The sequence below is a fragment of the Eudoraea sp. genome, assembly GCF_039969275.1.
Classification (GTDB): domain Bacteria; phylum Bacteroidota; class Bacteroidia; order Flavobacteriales; family Flavobacteriaceae; genus Eudoraea.
On sequence record NZ_JBDVOC010000010.1, the window covers coordinates 617,183 to 637,925 of the forward strand.

General features: G+C 36.9%; 20 protein-coding genes. 10 read left to right on the forward strand and 10 right to left on the reverse strand.

The genetic code is table 11. The features are described from left to right. The first annotated feature begins 6 nt into the window (after positions 1-6). The 4 genes from ABJH90_RS10685 (at position 7) to rlmB (ending at position 4,946) form a co-directional block, all read left to right on the forward strand. Positions 7-1,734: a SusD/RagB family nutrient-binding outer membrane lipoprotein gene (locus ABJH90_RS10685; RefSeq protein WP_348139135.1), complete on the forward strand. Its 1,728-nt coding sequence runs from the start codon at positions 7-9 to the stop codon at positions 1,732-1,734. 33 nt (positions 1,735-1,767) lie between these two features. Next, positions 1,768-2,571, forward strand: a complete 804-nt coding sequence (locus ABJH90_RS10690) for a hypothetical protein (RefSeq protein WP_348139137.1) — start codon at positions 1,768-1,770, stop codon at positions 2,569-2,571. A gap of 167 nt (positions 2,572-2,738) precedes the next feature. Next, positions 2,739-4,082: an aryl-sulfate sulfotransferase gene (locus ABJH90_RS10695; RefSeq protein ID WP_348139139.1), complete on the forward strand. Its 1,344-nt coding sequence runs from the start codon at positions 2,739-2,741 to the stop codon at positions 4,080-4,082. Between the two features lie 126 nt (positions 4,083-4,208). Beyond that, positions 4,209-4,946: a 23S rRNA (guanosine(2251)-2'-O)-methyltransferase RlmB gene (gene rlmB / locus ABJH90_RS10700; RefSeq protein WP_348139141.1), complete on the forward strand. Its 738-nt coding sequence runs from the start codon at positions 4,209-4,211 to the stop codon at positions 4,944-4,946. A gap of 1 nt (position 4,947) precedes the next feature. Here rlmB and ABJH90_RS10705 read toward each other — a convergent pair whose 3' ends face one another. Continuing rightward, positions 4,948-5,694, reverse strand: a complete 747-nt coding sequence (locus ABJH90_RS10705; protein ID WP_348139143.1) for a rhomboid family intramembrane serine protease — start codon at positions 5,692-5,694, stop codon at positions 4,948-4,950. 151 nt (positions 5,695-5,845) lie between these two features. On the opposite strand from ABJH90_RS10705, the gene ABJH90_RS10710 reads away from it, so the two are divergent. Further along, positions 5,846-7,117 carry a replication-associated recombination protein A gene (locus tag ABJH90_RS10710; protein WP_348139145.1) on the forward strand — a complete coding sequence of 424 codons (1,272 nt, stop codon included), beginning with the start codon at positions 5,846-5,848 and terminating at the stop codon, positions 7,115-7,117. Here ABJH90_RS10710 and ABJH90_RS10715 read toward each other — a convergent pair. The 6 genes from ABJH90_RS10715 to radC form a co-directional block, all read right to left on the reverse strand. Beyond that, positions 7,114-7,956 carry a hypothetical protein gene (locus tag ABJH90_RS10715; protein ID WP_348139147.1) on the reverse strand — a complete coding sequence of 281 codons (843 nt, stop codon included), beginning with the start codon at positions 7,954-7,956 and terminating at the stop codon, positions 7,114-7,116. The two genes, ABJH90_RS10710 and ABJH90_RS10715, sit on opposite strands and share 4 nt — an antisense overlap. Before the next feature lie 12 nt (positions 7,957-7,968). Further along, positions 7,969-9,405, reverse strand: coding sequence for a DUF5723 family protein (locus ABJH90_RS10720; protein ID WP_348139149.1), 1,437 nt, complete (start codon positions 9,403-9,405; stop codon positions 7,969-7,971). Further along, positions 9,402-9,950, reverse strand: a complete 549-nt coding sequence (locus ABJH90_RS10725) for a hypothetical protein (RefSeq protein WP_348319616.1) — start codon at positions 9,948-9,950, stop codon at positions 9,402-9,404. The genes ABJH90_RS10720 and ABJH90_RS10725 overlap by 4 nt, the downstream gene beginning before the upstream one ends. 89 nt (positions 9,951-10,039) lie before the next feature. Further along, a complete protein-coding gene (locus tag ABJH90_RS10730; RefSeq protein WP_348139153.1) occupies positions 10,040-10,729 on the reverse strand; it encodes a YjjG family noncanonical pyrimidine nucleotidase in 690 nt (229 codons plus the stop codon). Next, positions 10,722-12,017: a polysaccharide deacetylase family protein gene (locus ABJH90_RS10735; protein WP_348139155.1), complete on the reverse strand. Its 1,296-nt coding sequence runs from the start codon at positions 12,015-12,017 to the stop codon at positions 10,722-10,724. Before ABJH90_RS10735 ends, ABJH90_RS10730 begins: the two co-directional genes overlap by 8 nt. A 2-nt stretch (positions 12,018-12,019) precedes the next feature. Continuing rightward, complete coding sequence (radC, locus tag ABJH90_RS10740; protein WP_348139157.1) at positions 12,020-12,718, reverse strand: DNA repair protein RadC; 699 nt, start codon at positions 12,716-12,718, stop codon at positions 12,020-12,022. Positions 12,719-12,784: 66 nt separating this feature from the next. On the opposite strand from radC, the gene ABJH90_RS10745 reads away from it, so the two are divergent. Continuing rightward, positions 12,785-13,228 carry a DUF1569 domain-containing protein gene (locus ABJH90_RS10745; protein ID WP_348139159.1) on the forward strand — a complete coding sequence of 148 codons (444 nt, stop codon included), beginning with the start codon at positions 12,785-12,787 and terminating at the stop codon, positions 13,226-13,228. 40 nt (positions 13,229-13,268) lie between these two features. On the opposite strand, the gene ABJH90_RS10750 is transcribed toward ABJH90_RS10745, so the two are convergent. Continuing rightward, positions 13,269-14,630, reverse strand: a complete 1,362-nt coding sequence (locus ABJH90_RS10750) for a Mur ligase family protein (protein WP_348139161.1) — start codon at positions 14,628-14,630, stop codon at positions 13,269-13,271. Positions 14,631-14,734: 104 nt separating this feature from the next. Between ABJH90_RS10750 and ABJH90_RS10755 the strand changes: the two genes are divergently transcribed. From ABJH90_RS10755 to ABJH90_RS10765, 3 genes are read left to right on the forward strand one after another with little or no spacing between them, the layout of a single operon-like run. Beyond that, complete coding sequence (locus tag ABJH90_RS10755) at positions 14,735-15,571, forward strand: class I SAM-dependent methyltransferase (RefSeq protein WP_348139163.1); 837 nt, start codon at positions 14,735-14,737, stop codon at positions 15,569-15,571. 6 nt (positions 15,572-15,577) lie between these two features. After that, a complete protein-coding gene (locus tag ABJH90_RS10760; protein WP_348139165.1) occupies positions 15,578-15,895 on the forward strand; it encodes a cupin domain-containing protein in 318 nt (105 codons plus the stop codon). A gap of 45 nt (positions 15,896-15,940) precedes the next feature. Continuing rightward, on the forward strand, positions 15,941-16,726 hold the full coding sequence (locus ABJH90_RS10765) for an SDR family oxidoreductase (protein ID WP_348139167.1): 786 nt from the start codon (positions 15,941-15,943) through the stop codon (positions 16,724-16,726). A 35-nt stretch (positions 16,727-16,761) separates the two neighbouring features. On the opposite strand, the gene ABJH90_RS10770 is transcribed toward ABJH90_RS10765, so the two are convergent. After that, positions 16,762-17,643 carry a hypothetical protein gene (locus ABJH90_RS10770; protein WP_348139169.1) on the reverse strand — a complete coding sequence of 294 codons (882 nt, stop codon included), beginning with the start codon at positions 17,641-17,643 and terminating at the stop codon, positions 16,762-16,764. 193 nt (positions 17,644-17,836) lie between these two features. On the opposite strand from ABJH90_RS10770, the gene ABJH90_RS10775 reads away from it, so the two are divergent. Next, positions 17,837-18,211 (forward strand): DoxX family membrane protein, encoded by a 375-nt coding sequence (locus tag ABJH90_RS10775; RefSeq protein ID WP_348139170.1) that lies wholly within the window; start codon positions 17,837-17,839, stop codon positions 18,209-18,211. A 182-nt stretch (positions 18,212-18,393) separates the two neighbouring features. On the opposite strand, the gene ABJH90_RS10780 is transcribed toward ABJH90_RS10775, so the two are convergent. Continuing rightward, positions 18,394-20,706: a S9 family peptidase gene (locus ABJH90_RS10780; protein ID WP_348139172.1), complete on the reverse strand. Its 2,313-nt coding sequence runs from the start codon at positions 20,704-20,706 to the stop codon at positions 18,394-18,396. Positions 20,707-20,743 lie beyond the last annotated feature (37 nt).

Consider the following 20,743-nt stretch of genomic DNA (forward strand, 5'->3'; position numbering starts at 1 on the left):
TAAGAAATGAAAAATATAAAGAATATTATGAAAAATAGGTATAAGTTTATTGGTTTGGCCTTTGTTGCCACATCAATGTTACTAATAAATGGATGCGAAACCACCGAACTAGGTGTTCAGCCGGATCCAAACTTTTTAAACCCGGCTCAGGCGGATGTTGATTTTTTCCTGAATGCTATTCAGATTAAAGTTGCAAACATTCATTCCGGCACTGAAGGACGTGCAGAGAATGGTTTGGCACAGTTTGGGATGGAACCGGTTCGTATTCAACACGGATTTGGTCCTACTTACCGAGAATTGTATGAACCATCTGATTTTGACCAGGTTTGGGAAGACGCGTATTCCGGGGTTTTGATAGATATAAGAACAATGAACCCTGTAGCGGAAGAATCCGGACGCTTTACACATATTGCGATAGGTCAGATTTTAGAAGCTTATTTGATAACCAACCTTGTTGATTTATTCGGAGACGTTCCTTATTCTGAAGCAGCACGTGGTGAAGAGGGCATTTTCAATCCTGCTATAGATTCGGGAGCTTCTATTTATGAAGCGGCCGACCAGCTTTTAGTAGATGCTATCGCTAATTTACAGAAGGCAGAAATAGCTTTACCCACCAATGACCTGTTCTACGATGGTGACGAAGGTAAATGGCGAAAAGCAGCTAACACTATGAGGTTAAAGCTGGCAGTACAAACCAGATTGGTTAATACGGCAGAGTCTACGTCTCTAATAAACAGCCTGGTAGCTGAGGGACAGTTAATATTAAATTATGCTGACGACCTACAGTTTCAGTGGAGCACAGCCAATGCGGCTCCAGATAGCAGACATCCTTATTTTGACGCCAATTACGATGGTGCTGGTCCCAGTTCTGACTACTACACATGTAATTACTTTATGGATTTGATGGCGAATCAATACATTAACATTGATCCCAGAACCCGCTATTACTTTTACAGACAGCAAAGTGATTTTTCCGGAGCCGATGTAGTCACCAAGGAATGTGTTACAGAAGTAAGTATACCATCCTGGTGGGCCGGTTTCCCTCAATACTGTACAGTACCAAATTTAAATGCTTATGATGGTGCGTGGGGTAGGAATCACATGGACGATGACGGTATTCCACCAGATGACGCTTTCCGTACGCTACATGGCACATATCCTATAGGGGGTCCTTTTGATGACAATTCATTCCGACTTGTATCAGGGTCTGCAGCCGTAAGTGAAGGTCTGGCTGGCGCAGGAGTCTCGCCATTCCTCCTTTCTGCAAATACGAACTTAATGCTAGCCGAAACTGCTCTGACCCTGTCGACCACGGGTGACGCAAGGACATATTTGGAAGCTGGTGTGAGACAATCTATGGACAAAGTAGCAGCCTTTGGTGCCTCTTTGGCTACAGGTAGTGGTTTTGAAGCTACTCCTGCCACAATAGATGCGCACGTAGCTCAAATCCTGGCTGCTTATGATGCCGCCGATGCTACCGGAAAATTGCGAATCATTGCAGAACAGGTGTTTATTGCTTCCTGGTGTAATGGTATGGAAGCCTACAATACATACAGAAGAACAGGACAACCAGATAATTTAACTCCTGCCTTTGTAGTAGAAAACCCTGGAACTTTTGTTCGATCTATGTGGTATCCACAGACAGCTGCTGATAATAATTCCAACATTACTCAGAAAGCAGAACCGGATACTGCTGTATTCTGGGATACTAACCCTCCAGGTTTTGTAAATTAATACATCTATTTAAATATGAAAAAAATGAAAAATATGAAAAATATAAATAAAATCATTTTAGGTTTACTTGTAGTTTCCCTCGCATTTACTTCCTGTCGTGATGATGACAAAGACCCTTTAGTGGTACATGAAGATCCGGATAACATACCGGCCTATGTAAGAATAAAAGGATATCAGACCATTGTTCCTGTTACTGAAGTACCAGATGCTGTTTTCGAAGCGACTGTTAGTGATCGGCGCGGTAATGTGGCTTCCTATGATCTTGCGGTTCAGATTGAACGTGGGGGCGACATTGTTGCAGGTCCTGCAGCGGTAGTTTCTGTAACCAGTTTTCCTACTGATATTTCTGTTACCTATGATGAAATAGCATCCGTATTAGGTCTAACTACAGCAGATATTGCTGCGGGCGATTTTATTCGCTTTTTGGGTACTTCCACTAGAACCGACGGCTCAGTTTATACAATAGACAACTTTAGTGCCAGTATTACGGGGCAATCGGAACAGTTTCAGTCATATAGTTTTGTTGTTTTGATAAAATGTGCTCCGATAACTGATGCAACTGTTGGTGGAACATGGATCGCTGATTTAATGGATAGCTATGGAGACGGTTGGGATGGTGCTTTCCTTACTTTTGAAATTGATGGAAGTGCAACTGACTATACAGTTTCAGGAGGAGATGGTTTTGGAAAAATTCATGAAATAGATGTGCCGGATGGAGCAGAATTGATTATTTCATATACTTCTGGAGCCTTTGAAGGAGAACATTCGTTCGATCTTACATCTCCTGATGGATTCTATGGTAGTTACGGACCAGCTCCGGCACCATGTGTTAACTAATTTAATTACTTAATCTGGAAGTGTCTCGTTTATTCTGAAGATACTTTCAGATTTATATCTTAAAAGCTATGGTAGATTATGCAAATAATTGACTCATAGCTTTTTGTTTTGTTAATTAAGATCTCATTTTCGTTAATATGATGTAAATTTGTGTACATTTTATTTTTATGAAGAACCTAAGGATTACTTCACTCATATTGCTCATTTTTCTGGCTTTTGTCGTCCTTTCCTGTAAAAATGATGATTCTTTCAATATTGAACCCGAAACTACTGAAGATCCGGATTCAACGGACGATTCAAATTCAGGAGAAGATGAGGATACAGCAGCAGTTTTTGATGGTAGTACAGACTTCATAAATCCAGATCTTGTTTTTGATAGCTATATACTTGTTAATGACGCTAATAGTAACAGGGCATTTCTAATTGACAAAAATGCCAATTTATTGTTTGAATGGCCATTGGGAAATAATATAGGAAATGATGTTTTCCTTTTGCCGGATAACAGATTACTTGCAATTCTTGAGGCTGATACGCCCTTAATTACCTTCGGAGGCAAAGGAGGAAAAATTCAGTTTATTCAAAAAGACGGTACAATTGATTGGAACTTCGATTATTCAACAGAAGACTATATAACACACCATGACGTGGAATTGCTGCCAAATGGTAATATAATTGCTTTGGTCTGGGAACGAATGCCCGTTCAGGTTGCAATCGTTAATGGTTCGGTCCATAACCGGGACATTTATACTGAAGCAATTATTGAAATAGATCCTAAGACAGATCAGATTGTATGGGAATGGCATTCATGGGACCATCTCGTTCAGGACTATGATGATACCAAGGAAAACTTTGGAATCATATCGGATAATCCTCAATTGATAAATTTTAATTATACCCAACAACAAGAAGACGGTGATATTATGCATTCCAACGGTATAGCCTATGATGAAGTTAATGATCTGATTTTTATGAGTGTAAACTTTTTCCATGAAGTTTGGGTCATAGATCATAGTACAAATACTATGGAAGCGACTTCTAGTACAGGTGGTAATTACGAAAAAGGAGGTGATTTGGTCTACCGTTTTGGCAATCCTACAGCTTACAATAATTCTATGGGTGATCGATTGTTCTATAACAACCATTTTCCTAATTTAATAGATACAGAAGTTTCAGGACAAAAGAATATGTTGATTTTTGTCAACAATATGAATAATACCGAACAATCTGTGGTTTATGAACTGCAATTTCCCAATATCTTTGAATTACTACCTAATACGAACAATGAACCCGAGATAGTCTGGAGTTTTACAGATCCCGAATTGTATTCCCCTAAAGTTTCCGGAGCGGTGACATTACCTAATGGGAATAGATTAATCACCGAAGGAGATTTTGGTTTTTGGGAAGTCACAGAGGGTGGGGAAGTTGTTTGGAAACTAAGTTCGGAAGGTTTTTTCTGGAGAGGCTATCATTATAATAAAGATGCCCCGGAAATTGAAGCGCTTGGGTTTTAATGATCAAAACTTCTAAACTATTACCCTTCAGGATAGACTATATACCAGAAATATTATCGGGTAATTATCCCATGAATAAGTCAAAACAGTCCTTATTAATGGATTGTATTTATCTATCTTTAAGGCATGCAAAAAACTTCCCGCATTTATGGCATAAGGGCCGTTATTGAAGCTATTAATTCTAAAAGCTCTATAGATAAGATATTTATTCAAAAAGGTCTTGGAGGGAGTCTATATAAAGAATTAGAATCCCTGATCCGGGAAAATGGAATTAGTTTCTCCTTTGTCCCGGTAGAAAAACTCAACAGACTTACCAAAAACAACCACCAGGGTGTAATTGCAAATATTTCACCCATTGAATTCCACAACTTTGAAACCTTAGTTGAAGACGTACTTCAAAAGAAAGAATTTCCTCTGTTTCTTCTTTTAGATCAATTGTCTGATGTACGAAACTTCGGGGCGATTATACGAACAGCAGAATGTACAGGTGTTGATGGAATTGTCATTCAAAAAAAAGGCGCCGCACCTGTAACAGAAGACACCATTAAAACCTCAGCAGGGGCTGCCTTTAAAGTGCCAATTGCTAAAATAGATCATCTCAAAGATGCTGTTTTTTATTTGCAGGGTTCCGGAATAGAGGTAATTGCGGCTACGGAAAAAACGGAACACAGTATTTACAATATAAATTTTAAAGTCCCCTGCGCCATTATTATGGGTTCAGAGGATTCCGGGATATCCCCTTCAATTCTTAAAACTGTAGATCACAAAGCAAAGCTGCCTCTTATGGGTGAAATTGCCTCTCTAAATGTATCAGTGGCCTGCGGTGTTTTTTTGTATGAAGCCCTAAGGCAAAGGGCAATGTAGTTTAATTGGGCTTGTCTTTAGTTCTATTTTCTTTAAAGTGGTACGTTATTTTGAAAGCGGGGTTTTCTGATTTTTCAACTTCGTTTTTGTTTTCAATAAAGTTGCCATCTTCATCAAAATGCCTTAAAAACTCATCCTCCTCTTCATTGTAATTCTCCAATTCCCAGGCATACTTTTTGGTTGTCGGTATTTTAGCCTTTAGAAAAAGAGCAAGGAACAAACCCGTAATAAACCCGGACAAATGACCTTCCCAGGAAATATCATCCTTCAGAGGAAATATAAACCACAATAAACTTCCATAAATAAATACTACCATCAATGAAAGCGCCACAAGCCTGTAATGTTTGGTAAAAATCCCTTTAAAAAATATAAAACTGGCCAACACATAGATTACACCACTGGCTCCAATATGATAGGATGGTCTGCCAATAATCCAGGTTAACAAACCGGATAGTAGTACTCCCCAGAACAATACTTTTAAAGAGATGCTTCTGTAGAAATAGACCAAAGAAGCGGTTAGAATAGCAATAGGTATGGTATTATTGTAGAGATGTTCTATTGATCCATGTATAAACGGACTAAAAAGTACGCCTCTTAATCCCTTTAAACTGCGTGGAAATATGCCGTACTGATTTAAATTGATCTGAAATCGAATCTCCACCCAAAAAACAGTCCAAATTAATAATACCGCTATCATAGGAACTAGCAGCACTTTATTTGAAAATTTAAAATAGGTTTCCTCCGACATAATATTAAAATATACTTTATTTCCTCAAATTATTGGCCATAAATACAAAACATGATAAATTGTCAGGGTAATCTTTTTGCTTATAGATTTACCAACTTATTATAAATTAAGTTAACGTACAGGGTATAAACGTATTTATTACATTTATCATATGAATGAACCACTTGCAGAACGTGTACGTCCAAAAACTCTTGAGGATTATATTAGTCAGCGCCATTTAGTTGGTACAGATGGTTCTTTAACCATCCAGATAAAAAAAGGAAACATTCCATCACTAATTCTTTGGGGACCACCGGGGACCGGGAAAACCACTTTGGCACATATTATTGCAAATGAAAGCCAGCGGCCATTTTATACCTTAAGTGCTATAAACAGCGGGGTTAAGGATATCCGGGATGTAATAGATAAAGCAAAGCAAAGTGGTGGTTTATTCACTTCTAAAAATCCAATTCTATTTATTGATGAGATCCATCGATTTAGTAAATCACAGCAGGATTCTTTATTAGGGGCCGTGGAAAAAGGCTGGGTGACACTCATTGGGGCAACTACAGAAAATCCCAGTTTTGAGGTTATTCCGGCCCTCTTATCGCGTTGCCAGGTTTACATACTTAATTCTTTTGGGAAAGAAGACTTAGAAGCATTATTACAAAGAGCTATGGCTGAAGATATAATGCTGAAGTCGAAAAATATTAAACTTGAAGAAACAGAAGCACTTTTGCGGCTTTCCGGAGGTGATGGTAGAAAACTATTGAACATATTCGAACTGGTGGTCACCTCTGAAGATAAAAAGGATATTGTTATCACCGATAAACTGGTAATGCATAAGGTCCAGAAAAACACTGTATTATATGATAAAACAGGGGAACAACATTACGATATTGTTTCTGCTTTTATAAAATCTATTCGCGGCAGTGACCCGAATGGTACCGTCTATTGGCTTGCCAGAATGATAGAAGGCGGAGAAGATGTGAAATTTATTGCAAGACGTTTATTGATATCCGCATCTGAAGATATAGGTATGGCCAACCCTACTGCCTTGGTTATCGCCAATTCTACTTTTCAGGCTGTTAGTACTATTGGATATCCAGAGGCCCGAATTCTTCTTAGCCAATGTGCCATTTATCTGGCAACTTCACCGAAGAGCAATTCTAGTTATATGGCTATCAAAAAAGCTCAAGCCAATGTTAATGAAACTGGAGATTTATCTGTTCCCTTACCCCTACGGAATGCTCCTACCAAGTTAATGAAAGACCTGGGATATGGTGAAAACTATAAATACGCGCATGACTTTGAGGATAATTTTACAGAGCTTGAATTTTTGCCCGACGAAATAAAAGGGACTTCTTTTTACATCCCTGGAAATAATAAAAGAGAAACTGCGCTTAAAGAATTTCTAGAAAAAAGATGGAAGGGTAAATACTAGAATTTAATATTAAGTTCTTCAATTTGTAATTTATCGGAAACATAATGTTCAAAATACCATTGGGATCCGTGTTTATATACAATACCATTTCCTTCTTCATTTATACCAATATAGACCTCCGGCATAGATGTACTAAATATTTTCAAACGAATTTTTGGGGTACTATCCACTAGTTGATAACCATTAGGTATTTCTTGTGCATACAATACATTGGACTCTGATTTGGCTGCAATGGTGCTTACCGTAGCTGTTTCAACCACCGCCGCTACTGCTACGGGATTTGCATCCATCCCAGATTGCTCTAAATTCTTTTGATTTGGGATAGGTGGTTGTTCCCCCATAGTCACTGGTTGCACACTTTCTTCCTTAGTTTTGGGTATTATGGCATCGTTCGTGGCGCTTTTATTCTGAACAGGATTATAAGTATACGCAAGGGCACTAATTGATGCAAAAGCCATTTCTATGGCTTCTTTATAGCTCGATATGTAATCCTTTTCTTTGCTCGTGCCTTCCAGGCTCGTATATATCTTTTTAGAATTACAATCCTCCAGAGTAATCGTAACTTTAGTTGCGAACATACTAGATTTGTGATTCAATTTTACCAATAGGCCAAGACATCTGTTGGAATTTAAGTCTGAAGGCAGATCATCCTCATAATAGGTCTCAAATCCTTTTTTTGTAAAGAGATGTTTTAATAGAGTACTGGTCTTATATTGATTTTCATTTTTAAAACCCTCAAAACTTTTTGGTACAATTATATATTTATAATCATTTAATTGGGCTTGCAGTCCATATGAAAATACAAAAACTAAAAAAAGGCAGGAAAATATATTCTTCATTTAAATTATATATCAATTTCTCTCCCAAGATATGATATTTAATCCTAATTGAAAAGAAGCGTAGTTGCCGTCAGCAATATTACCGTAAGCCAATAAATTATCTCCCATAATATAGAGGTTCACAGGTCCGGCCTGGAGGCTCATGCCTAAACCTATATTGGAAGCCGTGAATTTATCAACGGTATAAGTCGCTTTTAGTGCAAGAACTTTAGCAAATCTTCTTTGATAAAATGCCGTTACTGCAAACTGCGGACCCCGTGGCCTGTTTATCGCATATAATTGCCCTCCGACACTGTTCAGATAATATAAAGATCTATCACCGCTATCAGTTTGATTGTCACAATCGCAAGCTGCAGTTGGTTCTCCTTGCTTACCAAAATTATAACGAATGGACGAATAAAATTTTATCGGCCTGAAAGTTACATAATTCTTACTGTTCTCTTCAAAAGGAATTAACTCTTCAATTTCATTCACCAGATCTTCCCAAAAATCGGCATTAGGATCGCTAAGTGCATCTGGCAAAATAATTTCAACCCCCTCAATAGAGGCACTCCCTTCAAGAGTATAATTAGTTACATCAGAGGTGTGATATAATAATCCGATATCCAAAAGACTTCCGGTAATTACTGTTTGTTTATTGAGATTATAAGTAACTCCAACATCAAAACCAAGCCCGGGATCACCTCCAAAAAGCCCTCTTTTTGTTAGTAAACTTCCTATACCTCCACCATTATCATTGGCATCTAAAAGAGCATCCAGACCTGAACTTCTTAATCGCATATCTGAAACCAGGGTGTTTCGCAACAAGTTATTCTGACCTACTGTGGTCTCGAAATAGCCGCTATTGTTTGTGGAATTAAAATCTACAATACCTGAATACAATTTGATCCGGGCACCCAAAGTGAGATTATTTTTTATTTGTCTATTAATTCCGAAATGCAAGACATTTATAAATTGACCACTGGTATTAAGATCATTTAGATCAAATCTTTGCCCTAATCTGTCTGCATTTCCTTCATAAGCTAAAATTGCCAGGTCTTTTGGCCAATAATTTAAGGCGTAGCCTTCAACATACATTCCAAATGAGAAGAAATTAGCCGGGTCCTTTTGTCCACGGAATCCACCGTTTAATATATCAACTTGAAATATTCCATTTACTTCATCGCGTTTACTCAATGAATTCAATGCACGATCTCTTACTTTTTGATTAATATCAAGCCCATCAGCAGCAAATATATCATTTACCGTAAGTCCACTTGTTGCTCCCTGCACATAAATACCAGATATTAAAGGGACCCCGGCATACCAATTATAAATTGTATTCATTCCCGGATTAACCATTAAAGCCTGCGGAATCTCAATGAAATCATATAGCACCTCTTTATTTTGGGCATGGATAGTCATATACCCTGCGATGAGAGTAATAAAAAGGACCAGGTTTCGAATCATTTTAGCCCAATCCTGAATTTAGCACTGGACCTTAAGTAAACCGTTGGGTTGGGCAAAGTAGATACACTGGTATTATCACCTAAATTTGTGGCACTTACTCTAATGGCAGACGTATTTCTAATAATATCAAGGCTCCTGCCGGCCGGTCCATAAGCAATTTCACGTCGTAATATTGCGGTCGGGGCGGCATTAACGGTAAAATTTTCAGAATCCAAAGAATTCCCTGCATCATCTAAAAATTCAAATGTGATATCAAGAGGTTTACTTGTAGTATTTTCCACTTCATAGGTTACAACACCATCCAAGACATTATCAGCAAAAAACTCTTCGCTAAAAGCATCGAAATTAAATGTTTGAGAGTAAAAGTTTGTCCCGGATACCTGATTAATGATTCGTTCAGGGGTCTCAACATAAAGAATACTGGCTTCTGCGGTTGGAGTAACATTAAGATTATCTAGCTGATCAAAATCCTGCTTATCCACACAGGAACTTAAGATTGCAGCACACATAATAAGTGTATAAAGATATTTTGGGATATATTTCATTGCTATATACCAGTTATGAAATGGTTAATTATTTACTGAAACCACCTAAATAGGTATTTGCCTCCTATACTATTCTCCCCTTTATAACTCTATAAATAGTTTTTTATTTCACTCAAATTATGAATCATTACACAATGTTCATGTTTCGGGTCATTATGAGCGTTAAAATGCAAAGCATGAAATCCTGCAGCCTTAGCACCTAGTATGTCTGCTTCAATATTATCACCAACCATAAGTGACTTATCCGCCGCGGCATTAGCCTTTTTTAGTGCGAGTTCAAAAATTTCAGGATTTGGTTTTTTTACTCCGGCCATTTCCGAGTTAATAACCTGGTCAAAATATCCAAAAATATTTGCGTTTACCAGTTTTCTGGTCTGCACTTCTTCAAATCCGTTTGTAATAATATGCAGTTTATATTTTGGTTTTAAATAATCCAGAATTTCAACTGTATAAGGCAACAGGTTGTTGTATGTTGCAAGTTTAGCAATATATTCCGTCGATAAAATATCTATTACTTCATCCTCAATGTTGTATTGTATTGCTTCAAAAGTTGTTTTTAACCTCTGGTAACGCAATTCCGGTTTCTTGATTTTATCTTCTCGATATAATTTCCAAAAAGCGAGATTCACCGGTACATAGATTTCTAAGAATTTAGAAAGATTCACATCAACTTCGACTTCGTCAAATATCTTTTTGAATGTCAGCGCCGAATTCATTTCAAAATCCCAAAGTGTATGGTCCAAGTCAAAAAATATATCCGAAATATTTTGGCTATACATGATACTTCTCAATTACTTTATTATATAAACTTAACCAATTAATCTTCTGATCTCCACCCAATAATTCGTTAGAGAAAATGGTAACAAAGTGCCCATTTACCTTTTTTACCTGATCATAATAAATACGAATCTTCTCAAGTGCTTCATCTTCAGAATTGGAATTAAGTAAGGCGTAGTCATGTACGGCGAATGGGTGAATTTTAATGGGTTGTTTTTCTTCCATTGTAATATCATAGAAATAAAAAGGCGTACATGTACCTGCTCTAAAGCCCATTTCATGAGTATATCCCATAGTGTAATCATCTGTAAATTCGGCTTCTACAAGGTTTCTGTATGTCTGAGGAATATCTACCCTGTTATATCTCATCCTTGAATAATTTATTGGCCTGTTTACAACGTTGGATAACCTCTTTTTCTCTTCTTTTAATAATTCAATATCCCTAAAAGAACTATATGAAGCTGCCAGAGATACCAGGCTATAGTCTGCCACAGATTTAATCAGGTATTTAAAATTATTATTTTCGGGTGAAACATTTTTATCATAGGTTGAATAATCGGCGAACTGAAAAAAGAATATACTTTTTATTTGATATTTCTTCTGAATCTCTATTAAGCTGACGTAGTTATTATAAGGATCTTTTTTGATCTTTAGCCATACGGAAGTGCGCTGCACAACACGCTTCAATTTAAAAGTCCCTAAGTCATACAACAATCCGGCTAAGCTTCTCATAGCACCTCTGTGTGCAAAACAGTGTGATGAAGTAACATCAATAATAGAAGTATGTTGATACTTTCGTTTTTTACTAACTACCGTAGGAAAACGTTCTTTAAGCTTATCAAGAATTCTGTATGCCCAAATATCCACAAGAGGTAATTGCAAAAAGTTATAAGTAGAAGCAATACTTTCTGATGGTGGAAATCTGCCATGCGTGTCTTTTAGGTATGGTAAATACTCTTCATATCTAGTTAAAAGATAAAAGCTTGCAGAAAAAATATCATAGGGAATGACACTAGGTTCATTTGTCCTGAAAAAACAAGGAGTACCCTCCCAGTCTTCAAAAGTTATTTGTAAATCATTTATCCCATGTACAAATAACAGTTCATTACTTCTGACAAAAAACTCATTCTGTAAAGGTTGTTTACTGTAAGTGATCTTGGGGCCGGTATGTTTGATAAAATCCTCAACCTTTGTGGTGAAAATGATATCTATCCCAAGTATCCTTGTAAAAACCTGCTTCATGGTATAACTGAAACGTGAAGTAATTTTATGAGTATATATTAAAAGCATATTTATATCAAATTATTGTCGGCAAAGCTATAGTATTTGTTTTGGGTAATAATTACGTGATCCAGTACCCTAATATCCATGGCTTCCGAAGCTTTCTGAAGTTTATTTGTAATTTTTTTATCCGCCTCACTCGGTTTTAGTGCCCCCGATGGATGATTATGGGCTAATATTAAGGACACTGCCCCTAATTCCAGTGCTTGTTTCATAACTAAACGAACGTCAACCAAAGTGCCAGTTATACCTCCCTTGCTCAATTGAGCTTTATGAATAACCTTATTTGAGTTATTTAAGTAAACAATCCAAAACTCTTCATGAGGAAGGTCTGCAACCAAGGGTTGTAAAAGATCGAAAACCGCCTGACTACCGGAGATCTGTGCCTTCTCCATCGTCTTCTCATTTTGCCTCCTTCTGCCTATCTCTAAAGCCGCTGCAATAGATACGGCCTTGGCCTCACCAATACCTTTAAATTTCATTAATTGTTTTATGGATACCTTACCTAATTCGTTAAGGTTATTATTAGTGGAGGCCAAAATTCTTTTAGAAAGAGAGACTGCTGTTTCATTTTTGGTCCCTGAACCTATTAAAATAGCAATAAGTTCGGCATTAGAAAGAACCGAACGCCCCTTATGCACTAATTTTTCCCTTGGTTTGTCATCGTCAGACCAATTCTTAATGGAAAAAGAAGAAGGTTTTTGTTGCATGGCCTAAAGATAATCAACAAAAAAAAATATTGTAAATTTCATTCATAAAATCCTAACTAAGAGCTCATGAAATCAATATTTGATGAATCTTCATTTAAAGAAGTTGAAGAACGATTTAACCAACTAAGTCCGGATTCAGAAGGTTTATGGGGTAAAATGAGCGTTGGCCAAATGCTATGGCATTGCCAGGTTTTTGTTAAAGACGCGATAAAGAATAAAAAATATACCAAACGGGGAAATCCAATTATTAGCTGGTTCTTTAAAAAGTCTATGTACAGTGATAAGCCCTGGCGAAAAAACTTACCAACCACGCCTTTTGCTAAGGCTAAAGAAGAAAAGGAATTTGAGGTTGAACATAAAAAGTTACAGGAACTAGTTAAAGAGCTATATAGCCTGCGAGATAAAAAGGACTGGAACGCACATCCAATTTTTGGCGATTTTACCCCTGAACAATGGGGTAAATTGGAATACAAGCATCTAGATCACCATCTCCGGCAATTTGGGGTCTGACAGACGTGTTTAAAGGAGAGTAATAATTAATTACACAGGGTTAGTTAATTTCAATCATGTTTACGATCTCCTTCAAATCCAGGCCACCATAGTTTCCGGAACTCATAAATAATATGATGCTGTTAGTAACATCCTGTTTAAAAAGAAATTCTTTAAAGGCGGCACTATTGGTAAAAATATTAATGTCTTGCTGTTGAAATGCCTGCCCTATCTGATCTTTCGTTATTTCGGCTAAACCCTTTATTTTGACTGATTCAGGAATATAAAATACCGCAGATACATCTGCTTCTTTTAAAGACCCCCTATATTCCTTTAAAAATTCAGCATTTAAACTACTATAGGTATGTAGTTCTAAACAAGCAATCAGTTTTCGATCCGGAAATTGTTCTTTTACCGCCTTTGTGGTTGCTGCCACTTTACTAGGCGAATGAGCATAATCTTTATAGATTATCGTATTATTACTTTCACCAATCTTTTCCAGGCGTTTTGAAGCGCCTTTAAAAGAAGGAATTGCCTCATAAAAGTCTTCCTCATCAATTCCCATGTTTTGACAAATCCACTTTGCCCCAGCCAGGTTATTCAAATTGTGATGTCCGAAAATCTCGAGGGGCATTGGACCTTCCCCGGTATTTAAAAAAGTCTTCCCGTGTTCAACAAAAAAATCTGGAGTAGAATAAGGAAGTTTCCGTACTGAATTTGCCGAGGCTTCAACGATGCTTTTTACATTTACATCCTCCTCATTATACACAATACTCCCACCTTTAATTATACTGTCAACAAAAATCCGAAATTGTTCCAGATAATTTTCAAAAGTGGGAAAAACGTTGACATGATCCCATGCTATTCCACTTAACAAGGCAATATTGGGTCTGTACAGGTGAAACTTTGGCCTTCGGTCTATAGGAGAGGAAAGATACTCATCTCCTTCTAAAACTATAAAATCATTTTCCTCAGTAAGATGCACCATGCGGTCAAATCCCTCCAATTGAGCACCAACCATATAATCTACCTGTCTTCCATGATAATTCATTACATGAAGGATCATTGATGTAATGGTAGTCTTTCCATGACTTCCTCCAATAACAACACGAGTTTTGTGTTTAGATTGTTCATAGAGGAATTCTGGATAAGAATAGATTTTTAGACCAAGCTGTTTGGCTTTTATCAATTCAGGATTATCGGCCTTGGCATGCATTCCAAGGATTACGGCATCCAAAGAAGTTGCTATTTTGTCTGGAAACCAACCAAACTGTGAAGGGAGGATTCCTTGTTTTGCCAATCTGCTTTTAGAGGGTTCAAATATTACATCATCACTGCCGGTAACAGTATACCCTTTCTGATGCAGAGCCAGGGCCAGATTATGCATGGCACTGCCTCCAATTGCAATAAAATGTATGCGCATTTACAATAAAATTAGATGCTAAAGATAGGCATTGAAAAGTGCAACTCAAATCATTATATCACTCAGAATCTTTCTATCTTAGTAAGATACTTTATTTCCAGAAATTGAACACCAAAATAAACATAGATGAAACTGCTTTTGTTACCGCTTCTTTTCGAATGCGTGATGTAGCTCTAAGCAAAGATAGGTATGCCCATCTATGGTCCAGTAGCAGTATTATGGATTATGCCAATCGCTACAGCGCCTCTGTTTCTTCCTATGAACCTTATGCGCACTGTTTACGCAACCGTTATTTTTATGATACTGTGAACAAACTCCTGGTCCAAAATAATATTGAAGTTCTTATCAATTTTGGCTGTGGCTTCAGTATGTATCCCTATTTGATAGAAAATTCACTTCACTTTATTGAAATTGACAAACCGGATGTGGTAGCGCACAAAAAGGAAATAACTGCTAAATGGGAAAAGGCCGGGAAATTACCCGGCAGGAACATAACCTATTTGGAAGCCGATTTTAATCTTGCATCACAGGATAAACTTTATGAGCAGCTTTTAACTCTGAAAAATGGAAAAAAATCCTTTATCCTGCTGGAAGGAGTGCTTTTCTTTTTAAGTAAAGAAGATACAGAACAGCTTTTCGAACTCTTTTATAAAATTCAAGAACCTGATGAATATCTTGGAAGTGTTTCTTTCGTGCCACAATTGGAACAGCAATTGGTTTTTAAAAAACTGATCGATTACGTAGAAGATAATCTGGAAAAAAATGAGCGATTTCAATATCAAACCGTTCCTGATGAGTTTTATGCAAACCTAAAAGGTTATGAATTAATAGACCATCAGGATACGTTTAGTCTTTCGGCCATTTATAAGCCCAAACGGACCTTACCTAAAGAAGATGTTCTCAATGAACATATGTATCTTTTAAAAAAACAAAAAAACTAGTGTCTCATGAATTTAGTATTAACAGACATCGAAACAAAAGAAATTATGCCTGGTTTTCATGGCAAAATGATACATACAGAAAATATGACTCTAGCCTATTGGGAAGTGGAAGAGGGTGCCATAGTACCAGAGCATTCTCATAAAAATGAACAAATTATGCAGGTTTTAGAAGGTACTTTTGAGTTTACGGTCAATGGACTTACTAAACTCTGTAAACCAGATGATCTGGTAATTATTCCGCCGTTTGCCCCACATAGTGGTAAGGCCTTAACGCCATGTAAGTTAATGGATATCTTTAGCCCCGTTAGGGAAGAATACAAATAGGCATTTAAAAACATTCGAATTTAAAGCTTTTTAAAAAATAGTTTTATGCAGATTTCATTACAAGGCAAAAGAGCTTTAATTGGTGGCAGCAGCCGTGGTATTGGTAAAGCAATTGCCGAGCAGTTGGCGGAAAGTGGCGCCATTGTTACGCTTATGGCCAGAAGTGAAGATAAATTAAACACTATTGTAAAGGGGCTTGCATATAATGAAGGACCCCCTCATAGCTATCTGGTTGTAGATTTTACGGATTTTGATAGTTACCAAAAAAAAATCACAAAATATTTTGAAACTCATAAGGTAGACATCCTGGTAAATAATACACAGGGGCCATCTGCGGGCAGTGCGTTAGAAAAAGATATTGCGGATTATCAGGTGGCCTTCGACCTGTTGTTTAAGTCTGTTGTTTATACCACGCAGCTGGCTTTAAAACACATGATGCAAAATAAATGGGGACGTATAATTAACGTGGCCTCAATATCTGTAAAGGAACCATTGGGTTATTTGGCACTTTCAAATACTATCCGGGCTGCAGTGGTTACATGGGCAAAATCATTAGCAAATGAGGTTGCTCCTGATAAAATTACGGTAAACAATATTTTAACGGGATATTTTGACACGGAGCGGATCACAGATTTGAATAAAAAGAAATCGGAACAAATGGGTATCCCTTTAGATAAAGTCCGTAAGGCCATGGAAGATCAGGTACCTATAAAACGTATTGGGGATCCCATTGAATACGGATATTTGGTTGCTTTTCTTGCTTCGGATAAAGCGGCGTATATAACAGGAACGAATATTCCCATTGATGGCGGTTTATTAAAATCACTTTAATAAAACAGACATATCATTTAATTAAGATCAAAAATCTACCCATTTAAAGCAAGAATTTTTTGTTTTTCTTCCTTTGCCCTTTTAAAATCAGTTCGTTTTTTCAAGGCTTTGTTTATCCAAAATAAGGAATTCTGTTTGTTTCCTTTTTTCCGGTACAAAAGTGCCATCCTATAATAAGCCCATTCCATCGGCACACCATCCTTAATAGAATGGTTCTCAATATATCTGGTCATATATTTAATTCCTGTATCTAATTGAATGCCATAATCACTACATACCTTACCAATCTGATAATTTAATTGATTTCTTTCAAATAATTTATCTTCTTTTACCAAAGCCAACGCTTCAAAATAACTTGTCTTGGCCTTAGCTGGTTCATTATCATATTCATATACATAGCCAAGGGCCAAATAGCCGTCGAGAGGTGAAATCTTCCGGAGTTCTTTTGCCAATTCGTAAGCCTTATTATAGCTTCCGCCAACAATTCCAGGCAATGAAACATAGAGATCTATCAGAGCCCAGTGCGCTCCTGGATGACGCGGGTCTAGAACCAGGGTTTTATTAAAGCTCGATTTTATACGCCCTAAAAGAGTGAGTCCAACAAAAGGATTACTGTTTTGGGCTTTTTTTGCCAAAACGCCACCATATTTAAAAAAATAGGAAGGGTTATCCTCAATTAAGATGGTAAGTTTTTTATAAATCTCCACAGCCTTGTCCCATTCTTCCAGATATGCATAAGATTCACCCAACTTGTCCAATAAAACAGGATTAGAATGCAGGTTGGGTTGTTGTAATAATAATTCACTGGCATGCTTGTAATTACCGGCGCCCATTGAATAGGTTATATCCGGGGAAACTCTTTGTGCTTCTGAACCAATAGAAACCAAAAAAATTAAAATGAAAATTAAGTGTCTCACATTATCTCTCTTTACCCAACTACTATGTCGTAAACGAAATATAAACCTTAAAAATTACCGGAGGTTTGATAAAAGATAAAAATGACCCATACAAAAGTATTATCTGAGCTTTGTTTAAATTACCCCCCAAGTTAAATTTTGTTCAATATCAAAATTTCTTATTAGTTTTAGATCTAAACAAAAACCAAATATTATGAATTCAAAAGTCTTTATGGTCCTAAGAATACTTCTTGGGCTGTTTGTCCTGGTTTTCGGACTCAACAAATTTCTAAATTTTATTCCAATGGAAGCACCAACGGGTGATGCCGGAGCCTATTTTGGAGCACTAATGAGCTCAAAAACACTCACCATGGTAGCTATTGTTGAGGTTGTGTCCGGAATTGCTTTAATTTTCAACAAATATGGAGCTTTATTGGCATTAATTTTAATGAGTGTATCTGTAAATGCAGTTTTATTCCATGCAACTCTGGACCCTGAAAATATTATGGGTGCGCTGGTATTACTAATATTAAATGTAGCTGTGCTTATCGGATATAAGGATAAATATGCTCCATTGCTGCAGCAGTAGCATATGGTTGTGTAATATTAAGACGGAGGTTTTTTAGTTCAATAAACTTCCGTCTTTTTTATATACTCATCCGGTCCTTCAAAATAACATGAAAGGTGAATTGATAAAGGCAGTGAAAAAAAGAAAAGGAACCAAATGGTTCCTTTTCTATAATATTTAAAAATATATGTGTCGTAGTATGATTAGTCCTTTAGAGGCCGTTCAATTTCCTGCTGCCCAAGATGCGTGGCATAGAAACCCATCATAGCCTTATACAACGTTATTGAATTTTCTTCTTTGGCATAGCCGTGACCTTCATCATATTTAACCATATAAGGAACATCATATCCTTTCGACCTAAGAGCACTCACTATCTGATCTGACTCATCTATATTTACTCTGGGATCATTAGCTCCCTGTACTACAAATAAGGGTTTCTTAATGCGGTCTATTTGATAGACCGGGGAGACTTCCTCCATGATGACTTTCTCTTCAGCAATATCCTCATCGTACCAAATTTCTTTAATTATTTTAAGATAAGGTTTCCAATATGGTGGAATGGTTTTCATAAAAGTAAATAGGTTGGATACACCAACATAATCTACACCACAGGCATATAAATCGGGCGTTTTAGTCAATCCTCTTAATACAGCATATCCACCGTGACTACCTCCATAAATAGCTGCTTTATTTTTATCTACCCATCCCTGATCAATTACGTACTGTAAACCATCTTCTACATCATCCATAGCTTTCCTTCCTATTTGCTTAAATCCGGATTCTAAAAATTCTTTACCATACCCGCCCGAGATCCTGAAATTTACCTGAAGGGTAGCATAACCCCTGCTTGCAAATAATTGCGCTTCCGGATTAAATCCCCAGGAATCTCGAATACCTTGTGGACCTCCGTGAGGGTTTACAATTACAGGAACCTTTTGGCCACTTAAGGCAGCTTTAGGCAGGGTAATGTATCCATGTAAGGTAATGCCATCTCGGCTTTTGAATGTGATTGGGCGCATTTCTGCCATATCCTGCTCCTTAAGCTGTGGCATTAAGTTATATAGCTCTTTAAACTCATCTTTACTAACATCGTAGGAGTAATAAACCCCATAAAGTTTATCACTGGCAACAAAAATCAAATAGCTATTTTCGTCATCAGTAAAATCTGCTATATTATATTGTTTGCCTTCAAATTTTCTTTCAAATTTGGTGTGTAATTTCTTGTAATAATCACTTACAGGAACAATAACTTGTTTCTCCCCTTCGTATTGAAAATAATCTAACTCCCAATTTCTTTTTCTGGAAGTAGCTATGTCAGAAACATCATATTTATCATTACTGAATATCTTTTTTATTTGTTTATCTTCTTTAAGATCATAAAGGACAATTTCTGACTTATCACTTTCCAAATTAGTTACCATGTAAGCATCATGCGGATTTGGAGTGGCATAATTAAATTGTAAAATCCCAAAGGCGTCTTTCCAATTAAGACTTTTGAAAAGCTCAAATTTACCTTCCTCAGTTGCATAATAGATATCCTGTTCCACTCCATCCCGAATCCTGGTGAATGCTTTTAAATTTCCTTCTTTGTCAAAATCATAATCTGAGATGGGATTAGAAGCATCTTCATTACTGTAGAGTTGTTTTAATTCCCCGTTTACCACATTAATCTTATATGGTTCGAATACCTGAGGATTGTTTTTATTCATTTGAACAATAATATGGTCCTTATCGTCTTTCAATAAATCGGAGAATTGTGCCCGCACACCTTCAAAAGGAGTTAAATCTTTAAGATCTGAACCATCCAGATTGACGGCATACACATGATAATTTTCATCTCCTCCGTTATCCATCAAATATGCCATGCGCTCATTATTCACCCAACCGTAACCCCTAACCAACTCTTCTTTTTCTTCAATTGCCCGTGTTATTGTACCTGTTGATATTTCTTTTACATAAATATGACGCTTTCCATTATCATCTTTTTCGCGATAAGACATATATTTTCCATCCGGAGAAAATCTAAAAGTAGAAGCCTTAGGCTTTGCAAAATAATCTTCCACGGTATATCTGTAATTACCGCTATCCATTGCAGCCATCTTGTTTAATTCTTCATCGGAACTAACTAATTCCGGATTTCCAGGAATAGTTTTAACTGTTTTTTCAAGCAACAAGGGAAGTCCCTTTTCACCTTGATAGAAGGTACCCTCCATTTTTTCTCCTTCAATCTTTCCTACATATTTAATTCCAGCTTGTTTAAAAATAATGGTTAACTCATTTTCTGAAACAGAAGTTTCATCCATTGGAATGTCTGTTGCTCCCTGGGATGGGCTATCCATTGTTGAAGAGTAATTTCCATCCGTTTCAATTATATTGAATATCAATGGCATCTCAGTTCCCTGTACGGCAAGGTTTCCTTTCCAGGAACCCACTGCGTCCTGTGCAAAGATACTTGCTCCCAAAAGGAAAAGGGCCAGAGACATAGCTGGCCTAAATATTTTAAAGTTTAAATTCATAGTAAAATGATTTTCGAGTTAATACTTATCAATAATG